This window comes from Phenylobacterium sp. (assembly GCF_031984885.1).
Classification (GTDB): Bacteria; Pseudomonadota; Alphaproteobacteria; order Caulobacterales; family Caulobacteraceae; genus Phenylobacterium.
The window spans coordinates 57666-72561 of the sequence record NZ_DAMABV010000017.1; the positions used below are offsets into that span (position 1 = coordinate 57666).

13 protein-coding genes are annotated in these 14896 nt (G+C 58.4%); 9 read left to right on the forward strand and 4 right to left on the reverse strand.

Annotation, left to right across the window (positions count from 1 at the left end; all coding sequences use genetic code 11):
* Positions 1 to 11: 11 nt before the first annotated feature.
* Positions 12 to 368, reverse strand: coding sequence for a hypothetical protein (locus tag RTL41_RS18630; protein WP_312166630.1), 357 nt, complete (start codon positions 366 to 368; stop codon positions 12 to 14).
* A 241-nt stretch (positions 369 to 609) separates the two neighbouring features.
* Here RTL41_RS18630 and RTL41_RS18635 point away from each other — a divergent pair, with 241 nt between their 5' ends.
* From RTL41_RS18635 to RTL41_RS18670, 8 genes are all read left to right on the forward strand, one after another.
* Positions 610 to 1098, forward strand: a complete 489-nt coding sequence (locus tag RTL41_RS18635; RefSeq protein ID WP_312166631.1) for a hypothetical protein — start codon at positions 610 to 612, stop codon at positions 1096 to 1098.
* A complete protein-coding gene (locus RTL41_RS18640) occupies positions 1098 to 3155 on the forward strand; it encodes a type IV secretory system conjugative DNA transfer family protein (RefSeq protein ID WP_312166633.1) in 2058 nt (685 codons plus the stop codon). Before RTL41_RS18635 ends, RTL41_RS18640 begins: the two co-directional genes overlap by 1 nt.
* 575 nt (positions 3156 to 3730) lie before the next feature.
* Positions 3731 to 3895 carry a hypothetical protein gene (locus RTL41_RS18645; protein ID WP_312166635.1) on the forward strand — a complete coding sequence of 55 codons (165 nt, stop codon included), beginning with the start codon at positions 3731 to 3733 and terminating at the stop codon, positions 3893 to 3895.
* On the forward strand, positions 3892 to 4380 hold the full coding sequence (locus RTL41_RS18650; RefSeq protein ID WP_312166637.1) for a MobC family plasmid mobilization relaxosome protein: 489 nt from the start codon (positions 3892 to 3894) through the stop codon (positions 4378 to 4380). The genes RTL41_RS18645 and RTL41_RS18650 overlap by 4 nt, the downstream gene beginning before the upstream one ends.
* 8 nt (positions 4381 to 4388) lie before the next feature.
* On the forward strand, positions 4389 to 5882 hold the full coding sequence (locus tag RTL41_RS18655) for a relaxase/mobilization nuclease domain-containing protein (RefSeq protein ID WP_312166639.1): 1494 nt from the start codon (positions 4389 to 4391) through the stop codon (positions 5880 to 5882).
* A gap of 89 nt (positions 5883 to 5971) precedes the next feature.
* Positions 5972 to 6346, forward strand: a complete 375-nt coding sequence (locus tag RTL41_RS18660) for a hypothetical protein (protein WP_312166640.1) — start codon at positions 5972 to 5974, stop codon at positions 6344 to 6346.
* Between the two features lie 74 nt (positions 6347 to 6420).
* Complete coding sequence (locus RTL41_RS18665) at positions 6421 to 7206, forward strand: hypothetical protein (protein ID WP_312166642.1); 786 nt, start codon at positions 6421 to 6423, stop codon at positions 7204 to 7206.
* Positions 7207 to 7302: 96 nt separating this feature from the next.
* Entirely contained in the window at positions 7303 to 10959 is a 3657-nt protein-coding gene (locus tag RTL41_RS18670; RefSeq protein ID WP_312166644.1) for a calcium-binding protein, read from the forward strand.
* A gap of 65 nt (positions 10960 to 11024) precedes the next feature.
* On the opposite strand, the gene RTL41_RS18675 is transcribed toward RTL41_RS18670, so the two are convergent.
* The 3 genes from RTL41_RS18675 to RTL41_RS18685 form a co-directional block, all read right to left on the reverse strand.
* Entirely contained in the window at positions 11025 to 11213 is a 189-nt protein-coding gene (locus tag RTL41_RS18675; protein ID WP_312166645.1) for a hypothetical protein, read from the reverse strand.
* Positions 11214 to 11488: 275 nt separating this feature from the next.
* Positions 11489 to 12313 (reverse strand): hypothetical protein, encoded by an 825-nt coding sequence (locus RTL41_RS18680; protein ID WP_312166647.1) that lies wholly within the window; start codon positions 12311 to 12313, stop codon positions 11489 to 11491.
* A gap of 67 nt (positions 12314 to 12380) precedes the next feature.
* Complete coding sequence (locus RTL41_RS18685; protein WP_312166648.1) at positions 12381 to 12974, reverse strand: hypothetical protein; 594 nt, start codon at positions 12972 to 12974, stop codon at positions 12381 to 12383.
* Between the two features lie 603 nt (positions 12975 to 13577).
* Between RTL41_RS18685 and RTL41_RS18690 the strand changes: the two genes are divergently transcribed.
* Entirely contained in the window at positions 13578 to 14477 is a 900-nt protein-coding gene (locus RTL41_RS18690) for a zincin-like metallopeptidase domain-containing protein (protein WP_312166649.1), read from the forward strand.
* Positions 14478 to 14896 lie beyond the last annotated feature (419 nt).

Here is a 14896-nt window from a genome sequence, read left to right on the forward strand (position 1 = left end):
GGCATGTATGGTCATTTATGCTTTATAAACCGTGAACCCAGAACAGCGGCGCGGGCGGATTCATCGCTCCACGGCAACCGCTGCACCGTGCCTTGTCCGATCTTGCCGCGCTGGCGGCGAATGGCTTCACCGTTGTCGAGAGGGAGGATAGGCCGCGCCCACTGGGGCGCAGGTTCAACCGTGCATTCCGCAACTTCGATATGCACCCATCCGGCGCGGTCGATCTTGACGACTTGCCCCGTGATGGTGCGCTGCCCGATGATGGAGGGCTTCTTTTTGGAGGTGCGCGGCTGCGGCTTCCAGACAGGTTCACGCCAGCGGATGACATCCGCCACAATAAATTCAGCGCCGCAGGCCAGCCATTTCACGTCCCCCCCCAATCCGGGGGCTGATGCTCCGGCGCAGGCATGCGCAGGTGCTGTCCTGCACGGCAAGCTTGACGTGCGCCCCCTCTCTTTAGATTGTGACAGGGAAAGGCGTTTGTGCGCAAATACATATGCAGTTCGCCCCGTCCGCTGGCAGGTCTTTGCGACAATGTTCAAAGTGCCGGGACGCCGGATTGCCGTCACGCACAGACATAGAGGTGCATGACCATTCGGGAGGCCGGGCATGGCGGAAGATAAACGCGGGATAACAGGCGATGATGCGGTGCTATCTGCTTGGGAACAAAGGGAAGGCAACACGCCCGATACCCCACCGCATCCGAAGCTGGCCCGCCTGAAAGCGGCATTCGAGGCGCATGCGGATGTATGCGCACTGGCGGGCGTTCTGGACGCCGCCATGAATGATACCCGTGACCCCGTGCAGGTAACGGTGGAGGTGCAGCCGGGCTTGCTCGCGCTGCTGGCCCATGCCGAGCGCCTTGATGCGGCCCGCGCCGGACGGCAGGCCGAGTCGCCGGAGCGTGTTCTGTCGCAGCGCGTCAGCAACCACCTTGAAAACCTGCTGCATGCTTTTGCCGCCGACCCGACCAGCCATCCGCATTTTGCGGCAATCTGGAACGGCCTCTGCGCCGATGCAGGTGCGCCCGAACTGGTGGTGCCAAACAGCGAGAGAGCGGCAAAGGACATACCGCCCGCCGTGGAAGGCCCCTTCTGATGGGCGGCTTGGCGGGTGCCCGCCGCGCCGCCCTTGCCCTGTTGTTCGGATTGCTCATGGCCTTGGCTGCGCCGGCGGCAGCGCAATCACTGTCCCCGGCGCAAACCGCCGAGATGGAACAGGATGCGGGCCGTCTTGCCACGCTGCTGGTGGAACAGCGCAGTATCTTTCTCGGACAGAATACCGCGCTTGATGAATCCGAGCGGCGGACGCGGAGCGCCGAGATTGACCGCGCCATCGCAAGCCTTCGCGCCAAATGGCGCGGGCGCTCGCCAGCATGGGAAAGACAGCTTGCCCAAAAAGCCGAGGCGCTTGCCGCGCCGCGCCATGCGGCAGAGCGCGACAGATACGCACCCGCACCGGAGCCGGAACCGCCCGCACCATCCGGCACGGCAACCGCCCTGCAAACCGTAACGGATACGGTATCGGGATTCTTTGCCCGCCTTGGCGAATACGGCTTCATGATTGCGCTTGCCGTGTTCATCGGTGTTCCCGCATGGCTGCTGCTGCGCCGCCGAAAGCCGCAATCCAAGGAGGCACCGCCGCCGCTGTCTGACAACTACGGCACGGCGCGTTATGCCGACATGCGGCCCGATATGCCGGGTTTCTTCTATGCGGTGCGGGGCGTGTTTTTCGGCAAGAGCAGCGCCCCCGAACTCGACAAGGTGCCGCTGGACGCACAGCCCGGCGCACCCATCCTGTCCACACCCGAACATCATACCTTGATTGTGGCGCGGACACGGACAGGCAAGGGAACGCGGGTGATCGTGCCCACGCTCCTGCGCTATGCGGGTTCCGCCATCGTGATTGACCCCAAGGGTGAGAATGCCGCCATCACGGCCCGCGTCCGTCTGGGTATGCTCAACCGCGCCGTTCACATCGTCAATCCGTGGGGTGAGCTTGCCAGCACGTTCAAAGAGCGCGGCCTGACGCCCGCCACATTCAACCCGCTCGATGTGCTCGACCGCAACGACCCCAATGCCGTGGCGGTGGCGCAGGCGCTTGCCGGAGCCGTCTGCCCGTCACCTCCCGGCGACAAGGACCGTTTCTGGCAAGGCAGCGCCGCCAACGTGCTGGCGGCAGTCTTGCTCTGGATTACCGACCAGCCGGGCGAGACAAAAACGCTCGCCCGCGCCCGCGAGATTGTCAGCCTTAGCCGCAAGGACTTCACCGATAAATTCCTTGCGCCCATGGCGGCATCCAGTGCCTTCGGCGGGGCGATCAGCGAAATGGTCAGCCCGTTCCTGGACCTCGCGCAAGAAACCTATTCCGGCATCATGTCCAACCTGTCGGAGAATACGAAATTCCTCTCCGACCCCCAGATCAAGGCCGCCACGGCGCATTCGTCCTTTGACATGGCGGACCTCATCCGTGACCCCGTGACGGTCTATCTGGTCATCCCGCCCGACCGCATCGACACGCAGCGCACATGGCTGCGCCTGATGACCACGGCAGCGATGCACACTTTCAAGCGGCATCCGCTGGAAGAGCGCCCCGCACACCGCTGCATGATCCTGATGGACGAGTTTCCGGCGCTGGGGCGGATAGACGACATGCCCCGCGATATTGCGACCATGAGCGGCTACGGTATCGACTTCACCCTGATCGTGCAGGGCCTTGACCAGTTGAAAGACCTTTACGGCGCGGCGGCAGGCACCATCCTGTCCAACTGCGCCTATAAGTGGTTCTGCAACGTCAATGACCTTGAGAGCGCGAAATACCTCTCCGATACCCTTGGCAAACAGACCGTGCGCACGATCGGGCGGGGCGAGTCCGAGAACGAGGGGCCGGGCGGCGCGGGCACGGGCGAAAGCGTCAATTACGGCGAGACTGGCAGATCACTTCTCATGCCCGACGAGGTGCTGGCCCTTGGGCGTGACATTGCCATCCTTATCAACCCCGAAGACCGCGCCCATTATCTCCGGCCTGTCGATTACTGGCGCTTGCCGGACGCCTTCGCCACCATCGCGGAACACTACCCCAAGCTGTATTGGGAGCCGCCGCTGGCCTTTGACAGCAACCCCTATGTCCGTGTGCAGAAGGGTGCGGCGTCATGATTGTGGCAGCGCAGCAAGGCAAGCTGTGCTATGATCGACACCGCATCCCCTGTGCGATTCTGCGGCGCAGCAGTTGCGGTGCAACAAATGGCACGGCCCGCATCCGCCCCGGATTTTCTCCGGCTGCATGCGATGCTACCCCACACCCGCGCACGTTCCGTGCTATCCTAAATTGTGGTTTAGGAGACTGTGCAAGCCATGGACGGACTGACCGTCCGTCCCCGCACCCAAGGGTGCGGGCTTGGCAAGGGTGGCGCTTCGCCCTCCCGTTGCATCCCTCCAGAGCAGGGGTTTCACACCCCATGCACCCGTGCGGGGAGCCTTCGCGCTCCCTGCGACCCATCGACCGGGGCTTTGCACCCGGACCCCACCAAGGCGAATCGCCCTTGGAACCAGACGGGGGGTTATCGCACCCCTCGACCACTCGCCGGAGACTATCGCGTCCCGGCACCCACGACCAGAGCTTGCGTGCTCTGGACAACGCGCAGGCGGCTTTCATGCCCCTGCACCCTGACGAGGGGGCTGCGCCCCTCGACCCGCTTGCCGGAGCAAGGTCCGGCTGAAAGGAGGTGCGCTTGACCGATACCCCTCTGCCGTCCGAAACGGGCAACATCGCCACGGATGACCCGCTGGCTCCGGCCCGCCTCATGGCGCATGCCGCCGGATACGGCGATAATGTCGCCCTGTTCATCCTCACCCTTGCCCGGCAGGGCCGTCATTGGCGGGAGGGGACCACATGACGGACGATGCGCCCCACCGGCCCCCGCCCGAAAAGGGCACATCCGGGCGGCGCAAGTCCGAGAAGCGGCAACGCACTGAATCCGTCTATGCCCGCCTTACCCCCGCCGAAAAAGCGGCTTTCCTTGCCCGCGCCGACAGGGCGGGCATGGCAACGGCGGCTTTCGCCCGTGCCGCGCTGATCGGGGAAGCCGGACCCCGCGCCCAGCGGCGCATGCCCGCTGACGCCGCCGCGCTGCGTCAGGTGCTCGGACAGCTTGGCAAAACGGGCAGCAACCTCAATCAGATTGCCCGCTACCTGCATACGGGCGGCATCCCTGAAACCGTCCTGCCGGACATTCGGGAGGCCCTTGCCGACCTCGCCCGCATACGCGGCCTGATCTATGACACGCTCGGCAAGGAACCAGACGGCGCATCATCCGTGTCCCCATCGTCCCCGCCAGAGCCGCCTGCGGTATCCAAGATTATACCGCCACCCGGAACATAGGCGGCGGCATGATTATCAAAGGGGGATCACGCGCCGGACCACGCCAACTTGCCGCCCATCTTCTGCGGACAGATACCAATGAGCGGATGGAAATACTGGCACTGGATTCCGGCCTTGATGACCTCGCCGCCACCTTCCGCGACTGGCAGACGATCTCCGAAGGCACACGGGGCAAGAAGGGCCTCTATCACGTCAATATCGACCCGGACTCCCGCTATGACATGACGCCCGCGCAATGGGCGCGGGCCGTGGAGGTGCTGGAACAGGAACTGGGGCTGGAAGGCCAGCCCCGCGCCGTGGTGCTGCACGAGAAGAAAGGCCGCCAGCACATTCATGTGGTCTGGGCACGCACCGACCTTGAAACCATGACCATGCGCAGCGACAGCAACAATTATCTGGCCCATGAACGCGCCAGCCTGAAACTGGAACGCGAGTTCGGGCATGAGCATGTGCCGGGTAAGCATGCCAAACGTGACCGCACGAAGCAGCCGGAGTTTCCCCGCGCAGGCGTCAGCCATGCTGAACACCAGCAGGCCGAGCGCAGCGGCCTTTCCGTGCCGGAGCGCCGGGCGCAGATCGCCGCCATAAGAGAGTCCTGCGATAGCGGCGCGGCATTCAAAGCCGCCGTGGAAGACGCGGGCTATATCGTGGCGCAGAGCGACAGGCGGGATTTTGTGCTGGTGACGGCTGAAGGTTCCGTGCTCAGTCTCGCCCGCGAACTGAAAATGAAGGCTGCGGACACGCGCAGCTTCATGGCGGACGTGGACCGCGACACGCTGCCCACCGCCGCCGAGGCCAAAGCGCAGCAGGGCGCAAGACGGGAAGCAGCGCAGCCGCCGCCACCCTTCGAGATGCAGCGCCCGCCCGTGGAAGATCTTGCGCCCGCGCCGGACACGCGCAGCGAGATCCCGCCGCCGGAAGAAGAGACTCCCGCAGCAGCCATCCTTTCCCCCGCCGTGGCGCAGGCGCTTGCCGAGCGCGAAAAGGCCGATGCCGCGAAACTTGCCGCATGGCATGCCGCCGAACTGCGCCAGCTCGCATATGTCCTCAAACTGGATGACGAACCCAAAATGGAGGGCCTTGCGCGTCAGCATAAGGCCGAGCGCGACCGCCTGAAACGGGAACAACGCGCCGCCGCCAGCGGCATGGAGGGCTATATCGAAGCCCTGCAAAACCGCCTCAATCCGGGCCGTGGCGCAGAGAAGCTTGCGGCGCGGAAAAAGGAATGGCGGCAGATGTATTTCCGGCAGGCGCATGAGAAAGCCGACATGGAAATGCTGCTCGCGCAGAACCGCGCCGAGGAACTGGACGCCCTGCAAGAACGCCACGCGCAGCAGCGCCGCGACCAGCAGGCAGGATTCGAGCGCGAGCGCCAGCGTTACGCGGCGGACGCCGCCCGCGCCGCGCGTTTGCTGGAACAGATCGAGGAAGACCGCCGCGCAGCCGAACAGGCGCGGCAGCAGGGGCGCGGGCCGGACGGCCCGCCCGGTAGGACAAAGTAAGCGGCTCGCGTTTCCTGCAACCGGAACCGGGCCGCACCAAAAAGAGAAAGGTTGCCAAGGGAACAGCAGGCGAAGGCAGCGCCGACATATTGGCAGCGGGGGATTCACGCTTCCTGCCCCTGTCCGGTATCTTCTCGCAGTTTGCGCGGGCCTTCACAGCGCGGGACGATGAAACGGAAAAAGACGGCGGCGAGTTTGAAACGCCGCCCGAACTGGTGCCGGGCTTCATGCCGACCGTGCGCCGCGTACTCTCGCGTTTCCTGAATCCGAGGAAAAGACAGAGTGCCAAGAACCGCCGCAAGCGCGGCTGGCGGGCGCTATTGGCGCGGTTCGCCCACCGCTCAAAATTTATGACGACACCAACTGCGCCGAAGCCATCACCGCAGCCGAAAGCCGCACCTGTATCACCGCCACCATCACCAAAGCCGTTGCGCGGCACATTCAACAAACCGAAGGGGCCTTGATCGCTCAAGTATCGGCTATCGCGAACCCCAAGGTATTATAGAAACATAATATCTATTGAATTTAAGTAGTTTCGATGAAATTATTTCAACTTAAAATAGAATCGAAAGTAAAAATGAAAATAATAGCAAAAATGTTAATTCTGTTTGCGAAGGCAATATATCCGATTCTCGAAAAATTGATTACGGTTACGTCAGTAGAGAAAAGAGAAAAGGGAGTTTTCAATTTTCTGATACGAAAAGGTGTACCTGGGCTCAATTTATCAAACGATGCAGATTATCTAATTTACAAACAGAGCATCGCAATATTTTCAGTCATGACTTCTATTGTTATTGCGATTACGGCAGATGCTATTTTTTCCCTTGGATTTTTGGTCGATCAGGTGAGCTATCAGAGCGAACCTAAGATTCTGGCTGTGTACTTCCGTGATATGAGCATTATCCCATGGCTGGTAATTACCACGATATTTTATATTCGCATACGCTTATCTCTCAATATGTCAACGGACAATATACCAATAAATATCAATTCGAAACTTCTTGGCGATGACTCCAAAGGAAATTGGGTCATAAGACCGATTATTATCATTGCTCCATTTTTTGTTCTTCTTCTTTATTCCTACGCTTTTGTATTTGGAGTTCTCAAGTATTTTTCTGTAGAACAGAATATTCTCATAATAGTTATTTTGATACTATTTTTAGCAATGGGCTTGGCTGGCGCATCTCTTCTAACGGTCATGAAACTGCTAATGCTCGAAAAAGCGTATTCTCATTACCCGGACCTCAGCCGTCAACTTTTTGAACTATCGAAAGATCATAGATCATCCACGAGCATCAAGAAAAAAACAGAATTTGAAAGTTAGAACACAATGACAATTACATACGACGACATTTATCAAGGCGTAGATTCCGCATCCGTAAATTTATTAAACATATACCCAAATCAAGGCGATCTTAGTGTGTTCATAAACACTAAGCTGTCTCAGGCTAATGTCGAAGAGGGTGTTATAAAATACTTTCAATCTCAAGCATCGAATATGGAGAAAAAAAAGGAACAGATGCTGTCGGCCCCTGACAAGCACGTTGAAAGCACTATAGGAAGTCTATTGTTTGATTGGTCTACAAGGGGATTTCTTGCAGCAAAAGATTATAGCGCAGTGCATTTCACAACAACCCGCGTCTGGGTTCAGAATGGATTGACCATTTCAGAAAGCATTTCCGAATTTATCCACGGACAAAGAGCGATAGCTTACGTAGATAAGGCAACAGGTCAGTACCTTCTAAGCACGACTCAGATGTCCACTGCAACTCATATTCCCTATGGAAAAGTTCTGTCATCTCTGGTTCCTGCCGTTGCATGGGCTTCCGTCCTTGTCTCTTATAAGGATGCTATTACCGCCGCGTGGGGAGTTTCCTGGGGTACTGAAGCAGATAGCCTTCTACCATTCAAGAACTATACGATTGCTTCTTCATCTTTAGTAGCCGCGGCGATTTACGCCGCGATGCTGCCGGGAGCTATACCCGTAGCGGCGGGTATCATTATGGGCGGATTTGTTGCTTATGCCGTTGCTGACACATGGGAGAAGCTTCCACAACTCATTCAACAAGGGAAGATTTTGGGGCAAGCTCTTGATGAATTTCTTGATGCTCTAGGAAACTATATATCAGAGACGGTAAACAACGTTCTTGAGGCTACCGGACAATTGGCGCTGGATATACTTGATGGAGCGCAGGAGATTATGAGCGACATACAAGATGCAGTCGGGGAAATTTGGCAGCAAGAGGTTATCAATGCCGGTCATTTGATGCTGAACGTGGCAGATTTGTTTGGTATTGCGGTTACGACAGGTTCGCCGCTTGTGCTCGACCTTGAAGGGAACGGACTGAACCTTGTTTCGCAGGACGGTCCCGATGCAGTGTATTGGGACATTGATTCCAATGGTTTTCGGGAAGCGTCCGGCTGGATTGGCGCGGGCATGGGCCTGCTGGCGATTGACCTCGACCAGAACGGGGTAATTGACAACAATGCCGAGCTTTTCGGCAACCAGCCACAAAATGGGCTTGCGAATGGTTTCCAGACACTCGCCACCTACGACAGCAACAATGATGGTGTAATCGACAGCAATGATAGCCAGTTTGGCGATCTGCTGGTTTGGGTGGATGCTAATGGGGACGGTATAAGTCAGGAAGGCGAACTGCACAGTCTGGCGAGCTTGAACATTACAAGCATAAATCTGAATTACGCCAACGTAAATTACGTCATAAACGGCAACACCGTTAAGCAGGAAAGCAGCTTTGTCATGGATGGACAAAGCCGGATGATTGCGGACGTCTGGTTCTCATACAACACATGGAATACGATTTACGATCAGGACTATGAGATAAGCCTCGATGTTGCGTATTTACCGATGCAACGAGGATACGGCACTGTTGCAAGCTTGCACATCGCCATGAGCCAGAACGAAGACCTGCTCGACATGGTGGCGGCGCTTGCCACAAAATCGGCCTCCGATCTCTTTGCGCCCAACTTTGATCTTAGGGCTGCGCTGACTAACATCATGTATGAATGGGCGGGTATCACAGATATGGACCCGACCAGCCGTGGCACGGCGATGGATGCCCGGATGGTGACATTCCTTGAAAAACTGACGGGGCTTCTCTTCGGCAACGATCCAACCACGCCTGTTGCAGGAATTGCTGCCACTCCTGCACGGGAGGCATGGAATGCGGCCTTCGATATGGTTGCCACGCATTTTCTGGCCCAGTCCGGTATGAACGACCTTTTGGGGAACCCCTATTACGACCTGCGGACGGACACGCTCTCTGGCGGACATTTCGGAGAAGATTTGTCGCTGCGTTTCACGTCTCCGTTTGCATCCGGATATTGGGCGCTCAACGATTCCGGCTTCAACGATGTTTATGTGTTCCGTGCGGGCGACGCGCCGCATAATAAGTCTATCAACATTTATGAGACAATAAACACGACCACAGACGCCGTTTTCCTTGGTGGTATTGACCCGGAAAATGTTCGCCTTTGGACGAACAACAACGGTGGCTTGGTTGTGCGTTACACCGATGATGACTCCTTTACGATCAGCGCATCAAAGGACAGTTCCGGCGCTTCGCGTGTCAGTGAATATGTCGAGTTCATCATGTTCGATGACGGCACGACATGGGATTTGCGCGAGGGCCTTTACCTCTGGAATACTGACAACCGCAACGCAGGGCTTTTTGGCAGCGCCTATGGCGATCTTATCAAGGGCGGCAGCGGCGGCGAACAACTGTATGGCTACGCCGGAAATGACACGCTGATCGGTAACGGCGGTGCCGACAATCTTCATGGCGGCACAGGTGACGATACCTATGTGTTCAAAGCCGGGGACGGTCTGGATTCCATCTATGAATATGCTGGCGAAGGTATCGACACGATCCGCCTTGAGGGCATCCTGCCCGAAGATGTTTACATCTGGAACCACGTATTGGTCAGCGGCACGCAAAGTCAGCTTATCATCCAGTACGGTGCAACCGACAAAATCACCGTCAACAACGGCACCTACAACGCCAGCACGGGCGCAACTGTGGGGCATATCGAGCGGATTGTGTTTGATGATGAAACCGTTTGGGACTTGACGGGCGGATTGTTGCTGCGCCTGCCGGGCACTGGCTCTGTGACGGCATATGGAACTGCCCACGATGATACAATCATTGGCGGTTCGGGGACCAACCATATCATAGGCGGCGCTGGCAACGACACCTTGATTGGCGGCGCTGGCAGCGATCAGCTTCATGGCGGCACAGGTGATGATACCTACGTGTTCAGGGCCGGAGACGGCTTCGATACGATCTATGAATACGCTGGCGAGGGCATGGATACCATTCGCCTTGAAGGCATTTCACCGGACGATGTGTATATGTGGAACACGGTGCTGACGGGCGGCGTCATTTCCCATCTTTATATCCAATATGGCGCGACCGACAAAATCACCGTCAACAACGGCACCTACAACGCCAGCGCGGGTGCAACCGTGGGGCCTGTCGAACGCATTGTGTTCGATGATGATACGGTGTGGGATTTGACAGGCGGTTTAGTGATGCGCCTGCCCAATGGCAGCACCACCGCCTTCGGCACGGCTTATGATGACACTATCATCGGCGGCAACGGAAGCGACCACATTGACGGCGGCGCGGGCAATGACACGCTGATCGGCGGCGCAGGTAGTGATAACCTCATGGGCGGTGCCGGAGATGATTTCCTAAGCGGCGGCTTTGGCAGCAATTATCTCAATGGCGGCTTGGGTGCCGATACCTTCCATTTCGATGCAACGGCACTTGATGGTGCATCCGGACTGATCGACACCATTGCCGATTTCTCTATGGCACAGGGCGATGTGATCGACATACGCGACCTGCTGGACGGTGCGTATAATCCTCTGACTGACAATCTGGCGGATTTCGTCAAGTTCCAAGCAACACCTTTCGCGGGGATGCGCATGAGCGTTGATCTGGACGGCACGGGCACGGAACACGGATGGACAGCGATTGCGAACCTCTCCGGCATCAACACGCTGCCCGATGTGGATACATTGGTAGCGAACGGGTATTTGCTGGCTGCATAGGCCAGCATGCCCTTCGCAGGTGAAAAGCCGCCAGTATCCCCTACTGGCGGCTTTTGCTTGCGGGCTTAAAACCCCGGCCCCTTGATGCGGCGCGTGATGATTGCGCGGTTGATGTTTTCCAGCGAGGCCAGCGCATTGGCGCGGCCTTGGGTGGCGGGCTTGGTGCCAGCCAGTTCCTGATTCACACGGTAGAATTTGGAGTGCAGGACGGTTTCCGGCAGGTGATCGAGTTCGGCGGCGGTGATGAGGCGCATGGGATTGTCTCCTGTTGCTTGAGGCCGCAACCATCACGGCCTTTCATGCCCCGATGACGGCAGCGGTTTAACCGGAGCGCATCCGAAGGACTGAAACGGAGAGAAAGAGCCTGCCAAGGCTTGCGCCCCACAGGGAAAACCGATGCGAGGGTGCAGGATGAAAAGGACGCTATGGGCGCAGCCATAAGGAGACAGCCCCGCCCCTTGCCGCACAAGACGCTTCCCGAACCGGGTTATCCGGCGGAAGGCCATGCTCCCACCCGATGATGCAGGATTCAGAGTCTGGGGACTTGCCCGCGCCCTTGACGCGCCCGTGTCGCGGCTTCCTGTAATTGCCGCACCCATGCCGTTCTGCTGCGTTCGGCGGCAACCATCGCGCCAAGGTCATTCAGTTCCGCAACGAACTGGCGGACAGGATCACCGATAAGGTTATAGTCCACATAGGCACCGCATTGCGCCAGATCGGCAGGCAGCAAACCCCGCGCCGTGATTTCAGAACCGCGCTTGGTATAGAACTGTTCGACCGCAGAGCTTTCCATGAGGCTGGTGCCGGATGACACGCTGATCGCAACTTGATTGGCGTGGTTTCTGGCTCTGATGCAAGACGGCCTTCCGGCGCTTTCCCAGACGATATGCGCGTTGTTCGACCCGTTGACTCCGGCAGGCCGTCCATACTGGTTTATCAGGCTTTGCGCGAACTGTGCCGCCGTGGGCGGATTGGAAGCCAGAATTTCCGTGCGGTGGACGCCAATCACCCGCACATCACCGACCGGGCCGGAGAAATAGACCTTGAGGGTTGGCAACTGGTTGCCCTTCACCGCCTCAAGCCTGTCCAGAAATTCCGGTGTTTTGAGGGTGTGGTTCACGCCATCGCTATAGTCGAATACCCCCATGACGGCGGTAATCCTCAGCGCGGGGTCAAAGGCGCGGATAGCGGCGCGGGCTTCGGCCTCGGTCATACCGAGGCGGATGCCCGCCATTTCAGGGGACGATGCGGAGGCCGTTTGTGCTGGCGTTTGCGCCTGCGCCAGCACGGGCGTCAGGCAGGCCAGCGCCGCGCCAATGGAAACAGAACAGCGCCATACGAACCCTCTATTCACGGGCATCTCCCTATGATGGATTGGAAAAACAAGCGCCGGATGGAGGGCGCGAAGAATGTGACGGGAATTATCCCGTCACATCGCTGATGTCGTTATCGCGGTATTCCGGCCCCATGCTGGATTGGGCACAGTAGCGGGCGCTCGCTTCGGAGCCGCCTTCGTATGTCACCCTGTAGCTGGTTTCGTTCGGAATCTCGTATGTGGATATGGAGGTTTCGGTTTCATCGGGCCGACCCCATGCGGCACCCCCATGCGAGCATTCTTCCGTTACCCGGTAGGTTGTCGCTCCTGTCCGTTCGATCTTCTTGAACGTGCAGTTCAGGTTCGTGCCCGTGCGCGTCAGCAGCGAAAACACATCCGCCCTTGAGGCCCGATTGCAGGGCGTCTCGGCCCTGACATAGTAGCCGCGTTTCAGAGGAAGCGCGGAAACCGTGGAAGCCGCAGCTTCCGGTGCGGGAGTCGCGGGGGTTTCAGCCGGAGGGGGATTTGCCGCTTCCGCCGCATTCGCGCTGGCGTCCGGTGCCACAGCATTTTCAGGCAGGGTTTGGGTTTCAGGCGCTTGCGCCGTTTCATTCTCGGCATTTGCCGTGCCTTGTCCGCAGGCAGATACCAAGCCAGCTATCAGGATAACAGGCACAAGAAACGGTTTGGTTTTGGTCATGAAGCCCCCCTTTGCGTGAAATTCCCGCCCAATCAGGAATTGTTACGCAGCTAACACGACCCGCATGACTCGCAAATGAACGCCAAGCTTAACAGTTGTTCATGCCCTGTTAGGGAAGCGGTGCGGGCATGTTCGGTATTGTTTCATGCCAATGAAAGCGGAGTGAAATAATTACCAAAGAACGGCATCCGAATTACGGCTGATTTCGGTGCCTCTTGCAAGTATCAAGGGGCGTTGCCTTCCGGCCTGTGCTCTAGGCGCTGATGCGCCCGGAACCACGGCGCGGTGCCCGCGCAAACCCTCTGACGCGGTTTCCGCGCAAATTCTGTCGGGCGTGTTTCCGCCATCCGGTGACGATCACGAACGCAGAGAATGTGCGGCCTTCGCCGCCCGTTGTTTGTCGGCGGCACCGCCGCCTTTCGGGAGGGCCTGCGGCCCCTTCGCTGTCAAGACCAAGCCCCAAGGGGCGGAAAACGGGGGCCGTGTAGTCGCTACGCTCCGGCCCGCACCACCCCCCGTTTTCCGGTCCTGACAGCGGAATCCCCGCTCATTGCCGCGTGGCTAGTCGGTTGCATGCGCAACCCAAGCCCAAGGAAAAAGGCAATGAAGCAAGATGTTTATGAGAGAGTAACCGCCCAAATCGTAACCGCTTTGGAACAGGGCGTCCGCCCGTGGTTCCAGCCGTGGAACGCCGAACATGCCGCAGGCCGCATTACCCGCCCCTTGCGGTCAAACGGTCAGGCTTACCGTGGAATCAATGTGCTGATGCTTTGGGGCGCAGCCTGTGAGCGCGGCTATAACGCGCCGATCTGGATGACCTACAAACAGGCGCAGGAACTGGGCGGCAATGTCCGCAAAGGCGAGAAGGGCAATCTTGTCGTTTACGCCAACACGATCACCAAGACCGAAACGGACGAGAACGGACAGGAATCCGAACGGGATATTCCGTTCATGAAAGGCTACACCGTCTTTAACGTGGAGCAGGTGGACGGATTGCCCGCGCATTTTTATGCGCTGGCGGAGCGTCCCACCGATACCGTGCAGCGCATTGCGCATGCCGAAACATTCTTTGCCGCGACTGGCGCGGATATTCGCCACGGCGGGAACCGCGCTTTTTACAGCCCCGCCGAAGACAAGGTGCAGATGCCGCCTTTTGAAGCTTTCCGCGAGGCAGAAGCCTATTATGCCACCCTTGCCCATGAAATGACCCATTGGACGAAAGGCAAAGACCGATTGGAGCGCGATTTCGGGCGCAAGCGGTGGGGTGATGAAGGCTATGCGATGGAAGAACTTGTAGCCGAGCTTGGCGCAGCCTTTCTTTGCGCCGATCTTGCGATTAGCCCCGAACCCCGCGAGGAACACGCCGCCTACATCGGCAACTGGCTCAAAACGCTGAAAGAGGACAAACGCGCCATCTTCAGCGCCGCCGCCCATGCGCAGCGTGCCGCCGACTATCTCCACAGCTTGCAGCCGCAGGTCACGGAGCAACAGGAAGCCGCCTGAAAGCGGAAAGCCGGAGGGGAAACCCTCCGGCGCTTTGCGGAGCCGCCGTCATGGTGACGGCGGCTATTTTTTATCCCGCCCGACCCACCCCAAAGCAGAACGGCGCGGCCTTTAGGGCCGCGCCGGAAGGGGGCTTTCAGCCCCGATGTTTCAAGCCAAGCGAGTCGCCACAACGAGGTTGCGGCGACTCGGCTTTTCAGCGACAATCAGATGCAGAAAAAAGAGCAGTTTGGGCAGATTTTCCTGCACAGTTCCTGCACAGGTAAAAACGGCCTGTTTTTCTCTAACTAACTCAATATCTTATGAGTTCACCCATATCCTGGCAGGAGGGAGCCCCCCGCGTGTCATCCCGGTCTTGCTTCGCAAACCGGGATTGTCTGTTTGAAGTGATGCAATGTTGGGGGGCCGGAGGCAGGTCC

What these genes read in the sequence shown, in the direction of transcription:
- RTL41_RS18675 (WP_312166645.1), bottom strand. Translation starts at nt 11,213, where the DNA reads ATGCGCCTCATCACCGCCGCCGAACTCGATCACCTGCCGGAAACCGTC.
- RTL41_RS18665 (WP_312166642.1), top strand. Translation starts at nt 6,421, where the DNA reads ATGAAATTATTTCAACTTAAAATAGAATCGAAAGTAAAAATGAAAATA.
- RTL41_RS18690 (WP_312166649.1), top strand. Translation starts at nt 13,578, where the DNA reads ATGAAGCAAGATGTTTATGAGAGAGTAACCGCCCAAATCGTAACCGCT.
- RTL41_RS18650 (WP_312166637.1), top strand. Translation starts at nt 3,892, where the DNA reads ATGACGGACGATGCGCCCCACCGGCCCCCGCCCGAAAAGGGCACATCC.
- RTL41_RS18635 (WP_312166631.1), top strand. Translation starts at nt 610, where the DNA reads ATGGCGGAAGATAAACGCGGGATAACAGGCGATGATGCGGTGCTATCT.
- RTL41_RS18685 (WP_312166648.1), bottom strand. Translation starts at nt 12,974, where the DNA reads ATGACCAAAACCAAACCGTTTCTTGTGCCTGTTATCCTGATAGCTGGC.
- RTL41_RS18655 (WP_312166639.1), top strand. Translation starts at nt 4,389, where the DNA reads ATGATTATCAAAGGGGGATCACGCGCCGGACCACGCCAACTTGCCGCC.
- RTL41_RS18640 (WP_312166633.1), top strand. Translation starts at nt 1,098, where the DNA reads ATGGGCGGCTTGGCGGGTGCCCGCCGCGCCGCCCTTGCCCTGTTGTTC.